This is a genomic window from Sphingomonas sp. URHD0057 (genome assembly GCF_000620665.1).
Lineage (GTDB): Bacteria > Pseudomonadota > Alphaproteobacteria > Sphingomonadales > Sphingomonadaceae > Sphingomicrobium.
Genome location: NZ_JIAU01000007.1, coordinates 162,950 through 180,977, shown reverse-complemented (window position 1 = coordinate 180,977; position 18,028 = coordinate 162,950). Strand labels below are relative to the sequence as shown.

Sequence of the window (18,028 nt, the reverse complement as noted above, 5' to 3'; positions counted from 1 at the left end):
CGTTATTTGACCCGCTCGATCCGCTGCGCGGATTCGTCGAGAATGGCGGCGATCTCGTGCAGCAGCTCCTCGTCGAGCCCGTCGCGGCCGATGCGATGGCTCAGCGCGGTCATCAGATTCTTGACCGCGCGGCCGATCGCCGGACCGGTTGCGTGCTCGTCGCTCGGCTTCAAATCTTGAAGGCGCTGAAATAAGGCCTCAACCTCGTCGGAACGCTCTTCGAGATGCGCTCGCCCGGCGTCGGTCGCCGCATAGGCGAGGCGCACGCCGGGACGGTCCAGCTGCTCGATCAGACCTTCGTCGGTAAGCAGGTTCAACGTTGGGTAGATAACGCCAGGACTGGGTGCATATTCGCCGCCGGTCAGCTCGTCGATTTGCCGGATGCAGTCGTAGCCATGGCGTGGAGAATCGGCGATGAGCTTCAACAGCACGAGCCGTAGTTCGCCGCTCTCGAACATTCGGCGACTGCGCCGACCGGGGCGCCCGCGTCCCTCTGGACCGTCGCCGAAGTCGAAGTGGAAGGGACCCCATTGCCCACCCCAGCCGCGCCCGCCGCGCATTGCCATCACCGCGTCGGGAAGGTCGATCTCGATATGCCCGCGCGGGCCGCACCCATGTCGATAACGCATGAATTTTCTCCTGTGATGTGCGTCCAAGATGCATCTAAGATATATCTCAGTAAGATCATCGACAAGCCGGAGAGGTGCAATTTTTTTCGTTCGCCCTATGTTTCTCTGACATGCCAGACCTGTTCGCAGACCAGGACGCCCCGGCCCGCCCGGCAGAGCTGCCTGCGGCGAATGCGCCGCTCGCCGATCGCCTGCGCCCGACCTCGCTCGACGAGATCGTCGGCCAGGAGCATCTGACCGGCCCCGACGGCGCGATCGGGCGCATGGTCGCGGCCGGGCGCCTCTCCTCGATGATCCTGTGGGGGCCGCCCGGAACCGGCAAGACCAGCATCGCGCGGCTGCTCGCCGATGCGGTCGGACTGCGCTTCGTCGCCATCTCCGCGGTGTTCTCGGGCGTTGCCGACCTCAAGAAGATTTTCGCCGAGGCCAGGCAAATGGCCAAAGCCGGTCAGCAGACCTTGCTGTTCGTCGACGAGGTGCACCGCTTCAATCGCTCGCAGCAGGACGGCTTCCTGCCCTACGTCGAGGACGGCACGGTCACCCTGGTCGGCGCGACCACCGAGAATCCGAGTTTCGAGCTCAATGCGGCGCTCCTCTCGCGCTGTCAGGTTCTGATCCTGAGGCGCCTCGATCATCGCGCGCTCGAAGAACTGATGCGCCGCGCGGAGGCGATCGAGGGCCGCCCACTCCCTGTCACAACCGAGGCCCGTGAGGCACTGATCGCGAGCGCCGACGGTGACGGCCGCTTCCTCCTGAACCAGGTCGAGACGCTGTTCTCGATCGAGATCGGCGAACCACTTGGGCTGGCCGAGCTCAGCGATTTGCTCCATCGCCGCGTGCCGGTCTACGACAAAGACCGCGAGGGCCACTACAACCTCATCTCGGCGCTTCATAAGACGATCCGCGGGTCGGACCCGCAGGCCGCGCTTTATTATCTGGCGCGCATGCTCGTCGCCGGCGAGGAGCCGCTGTACCTGCTCCGCCGGCTAACCCGCGCCGCGGTCGAGGACATCGGCATGGCCGATCCCAATGCGCTGCTCCAGTGCCTCGCCGCCAAGGAGATGTACGACTTCTTGGGTTCCCCCGAAGGCGAGATCGGCATCGTCCAAGCCTGTCTTTATCTCGCCACCGCGCCCAAATCGAACGCGACCTACATGGCGCAAAAGGCGGCGTGGCGAAGCGCCAAGGAAACCGGTTCGCTGATGCCGCCGATGCACATCCTCAACGCGCCAACCAAGCTCATGAAGACCGTCGGCTACGGCAAGGGCTACGCCTATGACCATTCCGCCGACGAGGCCTTTTCGGGACAGGATTACTGGCCCGAGGAAATGGAGGCCCAGGCCTTCTACGAGCCAACCGACCGCGGCTTCGAGGCCAAGGTCAAGGAGCGCCTCGAATATTGGAACGAGCGGCGCAAGGAGCTGCAGCGAGACGAGTAAGGGACGGCGAATTCGCCGTCCCTCACCGATTTACACGAGCGCGTCGGCGAAGCCGTGGAGGTGCTGCGCGAAGAGCGTCTGCAGATCACCGAAATCCTGTGCGTGGGGATTACCGCCGCCCGAGCTGCCCGCCGTATAGGCATAATAAGCGGTGCCATCGATCACGACCGTTCCGGCGGCCTTCAGCGAGGTGACGTCTTTGGCTTCGTCATTGATGTCGACCGAGCTTCCCGCGAACAGGGCGAGGCTCGCCCCGACCGGGATAACGCCGTCATGATCGGGGTCTGAAAGGGCGACGGTGGTCAACAGCATGTCGCCCTTGCCGAAATCGGTGATCGTGTCGTTGCCGCTGGCCCACCGGTTGTCGAAGATGAACAGGTCCGACCCCTGCCCGCCGCTCAGCGCATCGTCCCCGGTGCCGCCGTAAAGCCGGTCGTCGCCGCGCTCGCCGAACAGCTGGTCGTTGCCGGCATCGCCGCCGAGCGCGTCATTGCCGTTGCCGCCGTACAGCGCATCGTTGCCCGATCCGGCGCGCGCGGAATCATCGCCGTTGTTCCCGCGCAGCGTTTCGTTGGCGGAGCTTCCGAACAGCTGATCGCCGCGGTTGCCGCCGACCAGGAACGGGTCGTCGACATACATCACCATCAGCTGCCCTTGCTCAACGGTCGCGGGATCGCCGGTCGCCTTATGAACCTGCGCGTCGAGCAGATAAGCGTGGGTGTCCGAATCGCCGAGCAGGTCCGTGACGTCGAGCACGCCGGAGCTTTCCTCATCCTGCGTGATGAAGTGGCTTCCACCCGCAGCGAACTCGTCAGGATCGAAGGTTGCGACCTGTGAGAAGCTTCCGCTCGCAATGTCATATTCCCATACCCGAGCGACGTAAGCGTTGTTGCCGGGGTCTTCATTGACCACGATCTTGCCGTCGGCGACGGTCAGATTGTCGAACATGTGCGCGCCGTAATCGTCGCTTTCGACCACCGCCTGGATCGTTCCGCCAAGCTCCGGATGATTGATGTCGGTGAACGTCAGCTGGTAGATTCGCGATACGCCGTCGAAGCTGTTGGTCGTGTTGAAATAAGCGACGTTGGGATGATCGGGGTCCCAGGCGAAATCCTCCGGCCGAAGGAAGCTGGTGACCTGCTCGGCTTCGCTCTCGGCGTCGATCTGAAGGCCCGTCATATTGCTGACGTCGCCGCCCGGCCCGATCTCCTGCAGCGTGAAGTTGCCGTTCGCGCCCGCGCCGTTGGTCTCGTCGACAACTCCGCTGACCTTGATCCCGTAAAAAGCGCCATGCGTCAGGCCGGCCTGCTCGATCTCGGTGCCGGTCGCCTGCTTGTCGCCGACATAGATATAGACTTGGCCGTTCTGGCCGTCGTCGGTCAGCGCGACGATCGTTTTTTCCTGCTCGCTGGGATTGGCGACGACATTCTCGAACGCCAGATTGCCGAGCGCCGGAAGCTCGTAGGTGTTGCCGGCATTGGCGCCGCTGGCGATGGTCGCGGTGGCGCGGCCTTCGGTGCCGTTCTCTTCGCCGGTCAGGTAGATGTGGACCTGCGTCCCGTCGCCCGTGGCGCTGTTGTAGAGCGCGCTGGTGGCCGGGAGGTCGCCCGAGCAGAAGCGGCTGAACGCGGTGGTTCCGACGACGTAGCTGTCGGTCGCGTCGTTCCACAAGTGAACCGTCTGGATCGCGTCGTCGGCGCTGACGACCTGGAGCGTCGCTTTGTCGATCGTCAGGATGTCGATGTAGGCGCCATTCGATCCATGGTCGCGAACGATCCCACCTGACGAAAGCTCATGATTGACGAGCACGGTGATGGTCCCGTCGCCATTGTCGAACGCGCCGATGCCGTCCGGGATGCCGCCGAATACGCCATCGCCCGGCAGCGGATCGCCGCTCGTCACGATCGAGGTGAAATGGACGTTGGGCTCGCTCGGGAGCAGGAAGGGATCCGTCGTTGTGCTGGGTCCGGTGGACATGACTCGCGACTCCTGTGGTGGTGGAGGGCCTCAGGTAACGATCAGAATTTCATGTTGGTGGACGGCTCGGTTACAGCTCGGCGACTCCGGGAAACAAAGCTAAACCGAGCCGTTCAGGGAGCGTCCGGGAACAGGGAGCAGCCGAAATGTACGACACCAGCGCTTATTGGCAGGCCCAGCTGATGCTGTGGGGACCAAAGGTCATCATCGCGATTCTCATCCTGATCGCGACCTGGGCGGTCGCGCGCGCCGTCAAATGGATCCTCCAGAAAGCGATCGATCGCACCCCGGCGCTGCGCCGGCACGTGACCGGGGGCCCCAAGGAAACCGTCGGGCACCAGCTCGGCACCATCGCCAAGCTGATCATCTGGCTGGTCGGCATCATGGCCGCGCTGCAGTTCCTCGGCTTTCCGCAGGTGCTGGCTCCGATCAACGAGCTGGTGACCGACATTTTCGCGTTCCTGCCTCGGCTGATCGGCGCGGGGCTGATCTTCTTCGTCGGGCTGATCCTGGCGAAAATCGTCAGGCAGCTGACCGAAACGACCCTGATTGCGGTCAATGTCGACGGGCTGCTGGCGCGCATCGGCATCGGCGATAGCGCCGGCACCGTTCGCGCCGATCCGTCCGCCGTTCCGCCCGGCGCGGTCCCAGGCGCCACCCGCGCCAGCATTGCCCGCGCGCTCGGCGTCCTCTTCTACGCATTGATCATCATCCCGATCGCCATCGGCGCGATTCAGGTACTCGGCATCGAAGCGATCTCCGGTCCGGCCACCGATATGCTGAACCAGATCCTCGCCGCGATCCCGCGCTTGCTGGCCGCGGCCGCCTGGATCGGGATCGCATTCATCGCCGCCCGCTTCCTGAAGACGATCATCGAAGCGATCCTGCCGCCGACCGGGTTCGACGACGCGCTCCGCTCGACCGGCGTTCTCCCGGGGACCGCCACGCCGTCGCGGATCGTCGCCAACGTCGCCATGATCGCGGTCATCCTCGCCGCGTCGATCGAGGCCGCCCAGCAACTGGGCGGCGGCACCATCGCCATTTTCCTGGCGCAGGTTACCGAACTTGGGGGCAAGGTGATCTTCGGCACTTTGATCATCGTCGTCGGTATCTTCCTCGCGCGGATCATCGCCAACCTAGTCGGCAGCGGGACGGGCGAGGGCGGCTTCGCGCAGACCATCGTCCGTTATGCGATCATCGCCTTGTTCACCGCAATCGGCCTGACCTTCATGGGCCTTGCCGACCAGATCGTGATGATGGCGTTCGGGTTGATCCTCGGCGCGGCCGCGGTTGCCACCGCGATTGCCTTCGGGCTCGGCGGACGCGATGCGGCCGCGCACATCCTCGAGCGCTGGGCCGACCTCGGCCCACCGGCTCCACCCCCTCCGCCGCGCCGCATCCCGCGAACGAGCGACCCCGACGACAGCCAGCCGCCGCTGGTCTAGCGCCGTGATCTGGGACGAAGCGGTCGCCTTCGCGCTGTCGCTTCCGGAGACCGAGCTCGGCACGAGCTACGGCAAGCCGGCGGTCAAGGTCACCTCGAACGGGCGCGCCTTTCTCTATCCGGGCCATGAGGCGGGCACGTCATTTGGCATTGCAATGGACCTGGACACGATCGAGATCCTCAAGGAAACCGATCCCGACACGTTCTGGCAGACGCCGCATTATGTCGGCTGGGAGAGCGTGCTCGTCCGTTACGACGGCGCCGACGAGGAACGCTTACGCGAATTGATCGAGCGCTCGCGCGACTGGACGGCCGCCAAGCCGAGGCCACGCCCGCGCAAGAAGAAGTGACCCGCTTTCGCAGCTTCGTCGCGATCGATTGGTCCGGCGCCAAGGGCAGGCGCCACAAGGGCATCGCCATTGCCGAGGCGCGCGGGGAGGCCGCGCCGCGCCTGGTTCGTCCGGACCACGTCTGGTCGCGCGAAGAAGTCGCCGCCTGGCTGCTCAAACGTGCGGCCAGCGAGCCGACCCTGTTCGGCTTCGACTTCAGCTTCGCGCCGCCGATCGTCGAGCGGGGCGAGTATCTGCTCGGCGAGCCCGGCTTGCCGACCACGGCCCGCGAATTCTGGGCCTATGTCGACGCCCAGTGCGACGACGACGACCTCGGCGCCGCGAGCTTCCTCGAAATTGCTCACCGCAGGCATTTCTATTTCGGCATCGCCGACGGCGTGAAGGCCGACTTCGTCCGCTTCCGCCAGTGCGACGCGCGGCTGAACGCGCAGGGCGGCCGCAAGACCGCGAGCGCCTATGATGCGATCGGCGCCGCGCAGGTGGCGAAGGCGAGCTTTTCGGGCATGCGCCTGCTCCGCCGCCTCGACGGCAAGGTGCCGATCTGGCCCATGGACCTATTGCCCGCCAACGGCAGCGCAATCGTCGAAATTTACACGCGAATCTACCTCCGCCGCGCCGGAATGTCGGGGACCAAGCTGCGCAATCGCACCAGCCTCAACCTTGCGCTCGAAGGTCTCGCCAGCCCTCCTGCGCGCCTGCGCTTCGAGCCCAACGACCATCAGACCGACGCGCTGGTCACCGCCGCCGGCATGCGCCAGCTCGCGGCTGACGAGCCGCGCGCCTTCGAACCCGAAGGCCTGACGCCCGCGATCGCGCGGAGCGAAGGCTGGACCTTCGGCGTGCTATGACGCAAACGGCGCCGCGGGCCGGATTAGCTCAGTTGGTAGAGCAGCGGTTTTGTAAACCGAAGGTCGCGGGTTCGACTCCTGCATCCGGCACCAGATCCTTAACGAACGGCGGCTGCACATCCCGGCGCGCTGATGGTATGCCGCCTTCTTGCACGGTTGTAAGGGAGACGTCGTAATGCCCCAGTATGTAATCGAACGGGAAATGCCCGGCGCCGGACAGCTCGAGAGCGAGGACTTGAAGATGGCGTCGCAGACGTCGTGCTCGGTGCTCAATGATCTCGGCCCGCAAATCCAGTGGGTGCACAGCTATGTCACCGACAACAAGATCTACTGCATCTACCGCGCGCCCAACGAGGAAATGATCCGCGAGCATGCGCAGCGCGGTGGATTCCCGGCGAACAAGATCTCGCAGGTCCGGACGATGATCGACCCGACCACCGCCGAATAGGCCGGGTGCACGGGGCTGCCAGCAAGTCCTTCGACTCGCGGTTTAACTCCTGATATCCAGGGCTGGGGCATGGCGGAGATCTTCATCTCCTACGCGCGCTCGGAAGAGCCGCGAGCTGTACGCGTGGCGGAGGCGCTGCGCGCCGCCGGTCATCGCGTTTGGCGCGACGACGAACTTCCCGCGCATCGCGCCTATGTCGAGGTCATCGAGGAACGTCTGCGGGCTGCCGACGCCGTCGTGGTGTTGTGGTCGGCCGAGGCGGCGAAGTCCGAATGGGTTCGCGCCGAAGCCGACACCGCGCGCCATCTTGGCACGCTTATCCAGGCGACTCTCGACGGCGGCATTCCACCGCTGCCGTTCAACCAAATCCAGTGCGCCGACCTCAATGGTTGGGATGGGCAAGCCGACTCCCCGGGCTGGCGCAAGCTGGTCGCCAGCGTCGAAGCCCTGGCGCCGACCGTGAAGGAAGCGCCCCCGGAGGCTCGCGCGCGCCGCCGCCAGGTTTGCGTCTGCGTGCTCCCCTTCGCCAACATGAGCGGCGATGCCGAGCAGGAATATTTCAGCGACGGCATCAGCGAGGACATCACCACCGACCTATCCAAGATCTCGGCGCTGGGGGTGGTTGCACGCAACACGGCCTTCACATTCAAGGGCCGATCGGTCGACATCTGCGAGATCGCCGCCAAGCTCGGCGTCAGCCACGTCCTCGAAGGCAGCGTCCGCAAAGCCGGCGGGCGGGTTCGCATCAACGCGCAGCTGATCGATGGCGAGAGCGGCGATCATGTCTGGGCAGAGCGCTACGACCGCGAGCTCGAGGACATCTTCGAAATTCAGGATGAGATTTCAAAGGCGATCGTCCGCGCCCTCAAGATCAAGCTCCTTCCCGAGGAAGAGAAAGCGATCGAGCAGCGCGGGACAACCAATGTCGAGGCATACAACCTGTACCTCTTGGCCCGTCAGTATTGGGTGACCGGGAACCACGGCGACGTCCGCCGCGAAGAGCGAGTGATGCGCATTTCCAGCCGCGCGGTCGAGATCGACCCTTATTATGCGCAGGCCTGGGCGCTCCTGGCGATCGCTCAGTCGAGCCTGCGCTATGGCTACGGGCGGGAAATGGATGACGGCTTCGCCGCCGCCAACGCCGCCCTCGCGATCGATTCGAACATAGCCGAAGCCTACCTCCCGATGGTCAAGCGCCTTCAAGATCGGCAGCGCCTCGATGCCGCCAAGGAGAAAATGGACGCTGCGCTGCGGCTCGGCCCGGAGTCGTGGGAAGTGAACAAGGAAGCGGGACGCTTTTACCTGCTGCGCCGTGATGTGGCCGCCGCTACTCGTTGCTACGAAAAGGCGGTCGAAGTCATGGAAAGCGACTTCCATGCCTGGGCGATGCTCTCGACCTGCTATTTCGCGCTTGGGCAGAAGAGCAAGATCCGCGAAGCCGCGCGGATGATGGTTTCGGAAGCCGAAAAGGCGGTTCGACAGGACCCGAGCAACGGCGCGGCGCTAGGCATTCTGGCCGGTGGTCACGCCCTGCTCGGGGACGGCGAACGCTCGCGTGAATGGATCGATCGCGCGCTTCTGATCGATCCCGACAATCTTAACATGCGCTATAACTTCGCCTGCGTTCTCGCCACTCACCTTGAGGACAAGGAGGGCGCGCTCAAGATGTTGGGGACGACCTTGTCGCTGGCCGGGCCGTTGCAGGTCCGCGTTGCCGACACCGATACCGACTTCGATTCGATCCGCGACGATCCCCGTTTCCAGAAAATGATCCTGGCCGCAAAAAAGCGGCACGGCATCGCCGACCCCATCGCAGCGCCGGTCTCCTCGCCAGCGAAATAAGGCGCCTAGACTTCGACCTCGATCCACAGCGGCGCGTGGTCGCTGGTCTTCTCCCACCCGCGCGGAGTTCGGTCGACGCCCACCGCCTTCAGCTTCTTGACCAGCGGCGGGCTCAGCAAAGCATGGTCGATGCGGATGCCGGCATCGCGCTGGAACGAGTTCCGCCAGTAATGCCAGAAAGTGTAGATCCGCTCGTCGGGATGGAGCTTGCGCAGCGCGTCGGTCCAGCCCTGCGCGACCAGTTCACGGAATTTCTCCCGCGCCTGGGGTGAGAAGAGCGCGTCCTTGTCCCAGCGTTCGGGTTTGTAGACGTCCTCGTCGGTCGGGATGACGTTGAAATCGCCGATCAAGAGCGCCGGCAACTTGGTCTCGAGCAGGTCTCGGGCGTGCTCGAACAGCCGATCCATCCACTTCAGTTTATAGTCGAACTTTGGGCCGGGCCACGGATTGCCGTTGGGCAGATAGAGGTTGCCGATCAACAGGCCGCACACCGCCGCCTCGATGTAGCGGCTGTGGCTCGGGTCGGGATCGCGCGGCAGGCCGCGGCGGGTTTCGACCGGCTCGCCGACGCGGCTCAGGATCGCGACGCCGTTCCAGCTCTTCTGCCCGTGCCAGATCGCCTGGTAGCCGAGCGCCTCGATCGCCTCGCGCGGGAACGCGTCGTCAGTGCACTTCAGTTCTTGCAAACCAACGATGTCCGGCCCGAATTCCTCGAGCCAGCGCGTCAGCACATGTAGCCGCGAATTGATGCCGTTGATATTGTAGCTCGCGATTCGCAGCCGCCGTTTCGCCATGATCTTGCAACCCCCTCAGCGCAATTCCGTTGCCGGACTCGAGTCCCACAGGATTATCCACCGATTCGCCCACAGATTCCGAACCAGCAGCGCATTTTCGACTCGCCATCGGCGGCGAATCATCTAAACAGAGACTGTGTTTCGGAGACTTCGGTCGAAGAAACATGGAACCCCGGCAACTTCGGTTGCCGGGGTTTACTCGTTTATGGGCCTAGAGCGTCGATGGATCGGCGTCCGCCAGAACCAATCTCTTCGATCGATCCGTGAGCGGATACTTGTTTCCGTTGGCGCAGTTGAACAGCAGCACGCGCTCGTCGCGGCTGATGAGCCCGCGCTCCAGCGCCAGCCGCCATGCGACGAGCACCGCTCCCCCCTCCGGGCACAACAGGAACCCGTCGTCGCGCGCGGCATCGTCGACCGCCTGAAGGATCGCCTCTTCGGACACCGCCAGCGCAGCTCCGCCGCTTTCCCGCACTGCGCGCAGGATCAGGAAATCGCCCACCGCCTTGGGCACGCGGATCCCGGTCGCCACGGTCGCCGCATTTTCCCATCGCTCGGCGAACTCCGCGCCGTTCTCGAACGCGCGAACGATCGGCGCGCAGCCTTCGGCCTGGACCGCGCACATGCGCGGCCGCTTGGGACCGATCAGCCCGACCGCCTCCAGTTCGTCGAACGCTTTCCACATGCCGATCAACCCGGTCCCGCCGCCGGTCGGGTAGAAGATCGCGTCGGGCAGCTCCCAGCCGAGCTGCTCGGCAAGCTCGAGCCCCATCACCTTCTTGCCTTCGAGGCGATAGGGCTCCTTCAAGGTCGAGCAATCGAACCACAGGCCCTGCGCCGCGCCCTTGCCCACCAGCGCTCCGCATTCGTCGATCTGGCCGTCGGCGACATAGACGCGCGCGCCATAAGTGGCGGTCTCGGTGACGTTGATTGCCGGCGTCTCCGCCGGGCAGATGACGATCGTCTCGATCCCCGCCCGCGCGCCATAAGCGGCGAGCGCCGCCCCGGCATTGCCGTTGGTCGGCATCGCGATCCGCTCGATCCCGAAATGCCTGGCCATGGTCACCGCCATGGCAAGGCCGCGCGCCTTGAACGATCCGGTCGGCAGCCGCCCCTCGTCCTTGACCAGCAGGTTCGGTCCGCCGGTGTGCGTCAGCGCAATGATCGGCGTCTCGGACTCGCCGAGGCTGACCGGCTCGCCCTCGTGCGGCAGCAGCTCGCGCCATTTCCACATGCCCGGCTCGCGCGCGGCAAGGCTTTCGCGCGTCAGCGTCCGCGCCGCCGCCGGCAAGTCGTAGCGCACCAGCAGCGGCTTTCCCGCGCGCGACAGATTGTGGACCTCGCCGGCCTCGTAGCGCTCCCCGGTCAGCGAGCATTCGAGATGCGTGACGGTCATGCGCAGCGCGTGTCCTCGAGATGCTCGCGCTCGATCTGCAGCGTGCAATGCTCAATCCGGAAGCGGTCGTGGAGCATGCGGCGCGCGAGCCGCAGCAGCGCGTCGGTCGACTCCGCCCCGGGCGCGACGAGGTGCGCCGTCAGCGCCGTCTCGGTGGTGCTCAGCGGCCACACGTGAAGGTCGTGCACCGCGTCGACGCCGGCGAGCTCGGCCAGCGCCAGCTCAACCTGGTCGACGTCGATTCCCGCCGGAACGCCCGCGAGCGACATCCACACCGATTCCTTCAGCAGCCCGACGCTGCCCCACAGTATGACGACCGCCACGGCGAGGCTCATGATCGGGTCGACCCAGCGCTGGCCGGTCCACAGGATCACGAACCCGGCGAAGGCGACCGCTGCGGAGACCGCGGCGTCCGACGCCATGTGCAAATAAGCGCCGCGGATGTTGATGTCGTGCTCGCGCCCGCGCGCGAACATCAATGCCGTGGCGCCGTTGATCACGATGCCGATGACGGCGACGACGATTACGGTCTCGCCTTGCGTCGTCGACGGGTGAAACAGCCGGCGGATCGCTTCCGCGCCGATCGCGCCCACGGCGATCAGCAAAAACAGCGAGTTCGCCAGCGCCGCGAGGATCGGCGCTTTCTTCAGGCCGTAGGTGAACCGGGGCGAAGCTGCGCGCCTGGCCATGATCGCGCCGGCCCACGCGACCACCAGTCCCAGCACGTCGCCCAAATTGTGACCGGCATCCGCGAGCAGCGACATCGAATTGGCGACGAAGCCGTAGACCGTCTCGACCGCGACAAAGCCAAGGTTGAGCGCGATGCCGATCGCGAACGCGCGGCCGAAGTCCGCGGGTGCGTGACTATGCACGTGAGCATGGCTGTGCGTGTCCATTGTCGCTGACCTAACCGAGCGCTTGGTCGAAACCAAACCCGCGCGCGTCGAAAGTGAACAGCGTTTCATCCAGCCGCCATCTTGCGATAGTATATCGTTTGGCTACGGAAGGTGCTGAGCGTCGTCACGCCTGCTCCACAGAACTCGGGATCGTCATTGACTGCTTCTCGCCGCCAGTCCGTCGTCGTATTTGCCGCTTCGCTGGCGACGAGCGCCTGCGTCGTCGGGCCCAATTTCGGCAAGCCGGCGCCGCCTCCGGTTTCCAGTTACACTGCGACTCCGACGATGGCGACCGAGACAGCGCCCGGAGTTCCCGGGGGTGCGGCACAGCACCTCATCGCTGGAGCCGACATTCCTGCGGACTGGTGGACTTTGTTTCGCTCGAAACGATTGAATGCACTCATCGAGCAGGCTCTGGCCAACAATGCAGACTTGAAAGCGGCGAAGGCAGCGCTGCTCGTCGCTCATGAAAACACCCGCGCCCAGCGCGGAGCCGCTTTGCCCCAGGTCAGTGCAGGCGTTGGGGTGACACGTGAAAAGGACCCCTCGGCGGCGCTGGCGCCGGTACCGAGCAACAACGCCTTTCTCTACACGCTGGCGACGCCGCAGCTCAGCGTCTCCTACGTCCCCGACGTGTTCGGCCTCAACAAACGGACCGTCGAAAGCCTGACAGCGCAGGAGCAGGCCAGCCGCTTCGAGATGGTCGCGGTCGATATCACTCTCAGTGCGAACGTCGCGCTCGCGGCCATTCAGGAGGCCTCGCTCGAAGATCAGATCGATGCGACGAACGAGCTGATCGGAATCAACCGCCAAATTCTCAGCCTGCTCCAATATCAAAAGTCCAAAGGCTATGTGGGCGGCACCGATCTCGTCGCTCAGCAAGCGCAGCTGGCGCAGCTTGAGGCCTCGCTGCCGCCGCTGCTCAAGCAGCGCGACCAGCAGAACAATCTCCTCGCCGTGTTGACCGGGCGATATCCCGGCCAGGCCGCGGCCGAGAAATTCAGCCTCGCAAGTCTGACCCTTCCGGCGGATCTGCCACTCAGCCTCCCCTCGGTCCTCGTCCAGCAGCGCCCCGACGTGCTTCAGGCGGAAGCCAATCTTCATGCCGCGAGTGCAGGGGTCGGCATCGCAACCGCCAACCGCCTGCCCAACATCACCCTGACCGGGAACGCCGGCAGCACCGCACTTGCCATCGGGCAGCTGTTCGGTCCCGGCACCGGCTTCTGGAACATCGGCGCTTCGCTCTTGGCACCGATCTTCGACGGCGGGACGCTGCTCCATCAACAGCGCGCCGCGCGCGCCGCCTACCAGCAGACGGCGGAGCAATATCGTGGGACGGTGCTCACCGCGTTCCAGAATGTCGCCGATACGCTCGCTGCACTCGACCACGACGCGGAAACGCTGAAGGCCACGGCAGCAGCCGCTGACGCCGCCAGGGGAAGCCTCGATCTTGCGCGACTTCAATACAAGGATGGCTATGCCGCCTATCTCTCCGTCCTGAACGCCGATCAGGCTTATCAACAGGCACGCCTCGGCCTCGTCCAGGCCGAAGCTGACCGTTTCACCGACACTGCGGCGCTATTCCAGGCGCTGGGCGGCGGCTGGTGGCACCGCCCCGAGCTCGCGAGTGCCGCAAATGATCGGTAGGTTGACGGCGATCGGCCTTGCGTTCCTCGCGGCGGGCTGTTCCTCCTCGCCCGAAGACGGCGGCGCGCCCGCCAACGCAGTCTCCAACGTCAGGCTGACCAAAGCCCAGCAACGTCACATCCGGCTCTTCACGGTCGAACCCGCCGGCTACCGTCAGCGCATCGAAGCGCCGGGCACGGTCGATTTCGACAACAATCAGGCGACAGCGGTCATCTCTCCGTTCACCGGGCCGGTCACGCGCATCTTCGTTGCAGTCGGCCAGCCGGTCGCGAAAGGGCAGCCGCTCGCTGCGGTCGCGTCCGCCGACGTCGCCAATGCCGTCGCAGCGTATCGCAAAGCCGCGGTTGCCGCGGCGAACGCGCGGCGAGTGGCAACTGCGGATCGCGACCTCGCCGCGCACAACGGCATCTCGGAGCGAGAGGCAGCCCAGGCCGAAACCGACGCAGCAAGCGCCGAAGCCGACCGGGTCGCGGCGGCCCAGGCGCTGGCGTCGCTGGGCGCAGGTCCCGGATCCGGCCTCAGCGGAGTGATCCGCGCGCCGGTATCGGGGATCGTCGTCGAAAAGCAGATCACGCCGGGCCAGTTGCTGCAGGCCGGTTCATCGCCCGCATTCACCGTCGCCAATCTTTCCCAAGTGTGGGTCTTGGCGCAGATCGCGCCCGGCGACCTCGCCAATGTCGGGGTGCATGACGCAGCGCAGATCGATCCCGGCAACGGCACTGGCCCGTTCCGCGGCACGGTCGAGAACATCTCCGCTTCGGTCGATCCCGACACCCGGGCGGTCGTTGCCCGGGTGGTGGCACCCAATCCGGGTGACCTCCTGAAGAAGCAAATGTACGTCGACGTCTCGATCGAATCGGGGCGCGTCAGCACGGGCCTTCTGGTGCCGGCATCGGCGGTGCTTCGCGACGATCAGAATCTGCCGTTCGTGTATCTGGCCATGCCCGACGGGAGCTTCACCCGCCGCCATGTCAGCTTGGGGTATCGCGACAGCCAGAATTACGATGTGACGAGCGGCCTCCAGGCTGGCGACCGCGTTGTCGCCGACGGCGCGATCTTCCTTCAGTTCATGCAGAGCCAATGACCGAGGGCGATCCGGCTGAGCCACCCGCCGGCTCCTTCATCAACCGCATCGTCGCCGTCAGCCTCGAACAACGCATCCTCGTGCTGCTGCTCACCGTGCTCCTGATCGGCGCGGGCATTCGCGCGTGGACCCGCTTGCCGGTCGACGCCTACCCGGACCTGTCGCCGCCGATGGTCTCGATTAACACGCAATGGCCCGGCCATTCCGCCGAAGAGATCGAACGGCTGATCACGGTCCCGATCGAGCGCGAAATGAACGGGATCCCGAAGGAGAACAACCTTCGCTCGGTGTCGCTCTACGCGCTATCCTCGATCGACATCACGTTCGACCAGAACACCGATCGCAATTTCGCCCGGCAACAAGTCCTCAACCGCGTCGCCGATCTCGATCTGCCGAGCGGGGTGACGCCGGATGTCGAGGCGCTGACCTCGCCGTCCGGGCTCATCTATCGCTACACGCTGCAGAGCCCCGACCGCTCGCCGACCGAACTCAAGACGTTTGAAGACTGGACGGTGGAGCCGCAGTATCGATCGGTCGCCGGGGTTGCCGACGATTCCGGGTTCGGCGGCGGAACGATGCAGTACCAGGTGCTGCTCGATCAATATCGTCTCGCCGGAGCGGGTGTGTCGCCGCAACAGGTCGAAAGTGCGCTCGGCGCCAACAACGGCAATGGCGGCGGCGGATTCTATTCCCAGGGCGGCCAATTCTATTATGTCCGCGGTCTCGGCCGACTCCAAAGCCTCGAAGACATCGGCAACGTCGTCGTCGCCGTGCACAACGGCATACCGACTTTGGTCAAGGACGTCGGCCAGGTCACGCTCGGCATCGCACCGCGGCTCGGCCAGTTCGGGATCGATCGTCAGAATGACGCGGTCGAAGGCGTCATCATGCTTCGCACCGGCGAGCAGACGCAGAGTGTGCTGAAGGGAGTCGAGGCGAAGACTCGCGAGCTCAACACCAGCGTCCTCCCGAAGGACGTGAAGGTGGTGCCTTTCTACGATCGCTCAGATCTCGTCCACGAAACGGTGCTCACCGTCGAGCGCAACCTGCTGCGCGGCATGTTGCTCGTCGTCGTGATCCTGATTTTCTTCCTCTACGATGTGCGGGCGGGGCTGATCGTCGCCGTCACCATTCCGCTATCCTTGCTGTTCGCCTTCGCCTGCCTCGACCTGCAGGGGGCGTCCGCGAACCTGCTGTCGATCGGCGCGATCGACTTCGGCATTCTGGTCGACGCCGCCGTGATCATGGTCGAGAATATCTATCGTCGCCTCGCGGAGCGCGAGGACTCTGCCGCGGGCCTCATGCAAATCATCCGCGAGGCCTCGGACGAGGTCGACCGGCCGCTGTTCTATTCCGTTATCGTGATCGTCGTCAGCTTCCTCCCCATCTATGTGCTCGCCGGACCGTCGGGCGTGCTCTTCAAGCCGATGGCCGATACCATGATCTTCGCGCTGATCGGCTCGCTGATCGTCACTCTGACTGTTCTTCCAGTGCTCTGCTACTTGCTGATGCGCAGCGGAGTGCGCGAACGCCGCAACGCCGGCTTCGAGCGAATCCGTTCAGCCTACACGCGCGGCCTCGACTATTGCCTGGCTCGGCCACGCGGAACGATCGCCGCCTGCACTGCGCTGTTGCTGGCGTCGCTGCTGATCTTCGCCGACGTCGGCGCCGAATTCATGCCGCATTTGGACGAAGGCGCGCTGTGGGTGCGGGCGACCATGCCATCGACGATCTCCTTCGATGAATCGGCGAAGGTCGTGCCGCAGATCCGGGCGATTATCGCGTCGTTCCCGGAGGTGACGGTCGTCGGCTCCGAGCACGGCCGGCCCGATGATGGCACCGATGCCACGGGCTTCTTCAACGCCGAGTTCTTCGTCGGCCTGAAGCCTTATTCCCAATGGAGCGGCTCGATCCATACCAAGCCGCAGCTGATCGCCGCGATCAACGACAAGCTCAAGTCTTTCCCCGGCATCACCTTCAACTATACCCAGCCGGCGGAGGACGCGGTCGACGAGGCCGAGACGGGTCTTAAAAGCGCGCTCGCCGTCAAAATCTTCGGCCCCGACCTCGTCACGCTCGAGCAAAAGGGCAACGCGATCAAGGCGGTGCTCGAGCATGTCCGCGGCATCCGCGACGTGACGCTGGTTCGGGAACTCGGTCAGCCCAGCCTTTCGATCTCAATCGGTCGGGCCAGGATCGCCCGCTACGGAATCAACGTCGACGACGTGAATGGCCTGATCCAGACCGCGATCGGCGGCGACGTCGCCACCCAGGTCGTGCAGCAGGAAAAGGAGTTCGACCTGGTCGTTCGGCTCTCCGGCAAATATCGCGACGATCCCGTCGCGATCGGCAACATTCTCGTGACGACCCCGGCCGGCCAGCACGTTCCGCTGAAGGAGCTTGCCGATATCTCGGTCAGCAACGGTGCGTCGTTCATCTATCGCGAAGACAACAGCCGCTTCATCGGTGTCCAATTCTCGGTCGAGGGCCGCGACCTTGCGGGCGCCGTCGAGGACGCGATGGCGCAAGTCTCGCGCACGGTTCAACTCCCCCAAGGCTACCGCGTCGACTGGGGCGGCGAATATACCGAATATACGGCATCCCGCGCGCAGCTCATGGCCATCGTGCCGTTGACGCTGCTGCTGATCTTCCTGCTGTTGTTCTTGCTCTATCGAAACTTCAAATTCCCGGCGATCGCGCTGATCGGCGTCCTGATGTCCGCGCCAGTCGGCGGAATCCTCGCGCTGTGGATCACCGGCACTGCCTTTTCGGTTTCGTCCGGCATCGGTTTCCTCGCGCTGTTCGGCGTCTCGGTACAAACGGCACTCGTCTATATCTCTTACGTCAACGAACTTCGCCTTGCCGGAACGCCGCTCGGCGAAGCCATCCGCGAAGGCGCGATCCTGCGCCTGCGGCCGATCATGATGACTGCACTGGTCGCCGCTCTCGGGCTTTTGCCGGCCGCGCTCGCCACAGGCGTCGGCACCGACACGCAGCGCCCCTTCGCGGTGGTGATCGTCGGCGGACTGATTGCCTGCCTGCTGATCGTCGTCTTCTTGATGCCGGCACTGTACGCCATGGTCGCTCGGGAGGGCGATCGTCTCGAGGTTTGACCTGCGAGGCGACGGCAACGGCGCCTCCAACCGCTCGTCGAATGCCTCAGCCGGTCTGCCGTGAAATCGCAGAAATAGTATAACATCCTCTTGCGACAATATATCGTTCAATCTAGGTCGC

Annotated in this window: 14 protein-coding genes and 1 tRNA gene; 10 read left to right on the top strand and 5 right to left on the bottom strand. The window is 64.7% G+C overall.

Annotated elements, in window-relative coordinates:
• Positions 1-2 precede the first annotated feature (2 nt).
• Positions 3-629, bottom strand: coding sequence for a PadR family transcriptional regulator (locus tag N539_RS0106670; RefSeq protein ID WP_028969641.1), 627 nt, complete (start codon positions 627-629; stop codon positions 3-5).
• A 110-nt stretch (positions 630-739) separates the two neighbouring features.
• On the opposite strand from N539_RS0106670, the gene N539_RS0106665 reads away from it, so the two are divergent.
• The gene (locus N539_RS0106665; RefSeq protein ID WP_028969640.1) at positions 740-2,068 is read left to right on the top strand and encodes a replication-associated recombination protein A; all 1,329 of its coding nucleotides are present in this window, start codon (positions 740-742) and stop codon (positions 2,066-2,068) included.
• A 30-nt stretch (positions 2,069-2,098) separates the two neighbouring features.
• Here the strand turns inward: N539_RS0106665 and N539_RS19120 are convergent, their stop codons facing one another.
• Complete coding sequence (locus N539_RS19120) at positions 2,099-4,045, bottom strand: DUF839 domain-containing protein (RefSeq protein WP_028969639.1); 1,947 nt, start codon at positions 4,043-4,045, stop codon at positions 2,099-2,101.
• A 146-nt stretch (positions 4,046-4,191) separates the two neighbouring features.
• Between N539_RS19120 and N539_RS15845 the strand changes: the two genes are divergently transcribed.
• The 6 genes from N539_RS15845 (at position 4,192) to N539_RS15840 (ending at position 8,977) form a co-directional block, all read left to right on the top strand.
• Positions 4,192-5,490: a mechanosensitive ion channel gene (locus N539_RS15845; RefSeq protein WP_051531573.1), complete on the top strand. Its 1,299-nt coding sequence runs from the start codon at positions 4,192-4,194 to the stop codon at positions 5,488-5,490.
• 4 nt (positions 5,491-5,494) lie between these two features.
• A complete protein-coding gene (locus tag N539_RS0106650) occupies positions 5,495-5,839 on the top strand; it encodes an MmcQ/YjbR family DNA-binding protein (protein WP_028969638.1) in 345 nt (114 codons plus the stop codon).
• Positions 5,836-6,687: a hypothetical protein gene (locus N539_RS0106645; protein WP_028969637.1), complete on the top strand. Its 852-nt coding sequence runs from the start codon at positions 5,836-5,838 to the stop codon at positions 6,685-6,687. The genes N539_RS0106650 and N539_RS0106645 overlap by 4 nt, the downstream gene beginning before the upstream one ends.
• 17 nt (positions 6,688-6,704) lie before the next feature.
• A tRNA-Thr gene (locus tag N539_RS0106640) sits at positions 6,705-6,780 on the top strand.
• A gap of 82 nt (positions 6,781-6,862) precedes the next feature.
• Positions 6,863-7,135, top strand: a complete 273-nt coding sequence (locus N539_RS0106635; protein ID WP_028969636.1) for a DUF4242 domain-containing protein — start codon at positions 6,863-6,865, stop codon at positions 7,133-7,135.
• Between the two features lie 69 nt (positions 7,136-7,204).
• The gene (locus N539_RS15840) at positions 7,205-8,977 is read left to right on the top strand and encodes a TIR domain-containing protein (protein WP_051531571.1); all 1,773 of its coding nucleotides are present in this window, start codon (positions 7,205-7,207) and stop codon (positions 8,975-8,977) included.
• A gap of 5 nt (positions 8,978-8,982) precedes the next feature.
• On the opposite strand, the gene xth is transcribed toward N539_RS15840, so the two are convergent.
• From xth to N539_RS0106615, 3 genes are all read right to left on the bottom strand, one after another.
• Positions 8,983-9,756, bottom strand: coding sequence for an exodeoxyribonuclease III (xth, locus tag N539_RS0106625; protein WP_028969635.1), 774 nt, complete (start codon positions 9,754-9,756; stop codon positions 8,983-8,985).
• 226 nt (positions 9,757-9,982) lie between these two features.
• A complete protein-coding gene (locus tag N539_RS0106620; RefSeq protein WP_051531569.1) occupies positions 9,983-11,167 on the bottom strand; it encodes a threonine synthase in 1,185 nt (394 codons plus the stop codon).
• On the bottom strand, positions 11,164-12,063 hold the full coding sequence (locus tag N539_RS0106615; protein WP_028969633.1) for a cation diffusion facilitator family transporter: 900 nt from the start codon (positions 12,061-12,063) through the stop codon (positions 11,164-11,166). The genes N539_RS0106620 and N539_RS0106615 overlap by 4 nt, the downstream gene beginning before the upstream one ends.
• Before the next feature lie 156 nt (positions 12,064-12,219).
• Here N539_RS0106615 and N539_RS0106610 point away from each other — a divergent pair, with 156 nt between their 5' ends.
• The 3 genes from N539_RS0106610 to N539_RS0106600 are packed head-to-tail and all read left to right on the top strand — an operon-like array spanning position 12,220 to position 17,907.
• Complete coding sequence (locus N539_RS0106610; RefSeq protein WP_156029802.1) at positions 12,220-13,710, top strand: efflux transporter outer membrane subunit; 1,491 nt, start codon at positions 12,220-12,222, stop codon at positions 13,708-13,710.
• Complete coding sequence (locus tag N539_RS0106605) at positions 13,700-14,794, top strand: efflux RND transporter periplasmic adaptor subunit (RefSeq protein WP_028969631.1); 1,095 nt, start codon at positions 13,700-13,702, stop codon at positions 14,792-14,794. Before N539_RS0106610 ends, N539_RS0106605 begins: the two co-directional genes overlap by 11 nt.
• Complete coding sequence (locus N539_RS0106600; protein ID WP_028969630.1) at positions 14,791-17,907, top strand: efflux RND transporter permease subunit; 3,117 nt, start codon at positions 14,791-14,793, stop codon at positions 17,905-17,907. The genes N539_RS0106605 and N539_RS0106600 overlap by 4 nt, the downstream gene beginning before the upstream one ends.
• Positions 17,908-18,028: the final 121 nt, after the last annotated feature.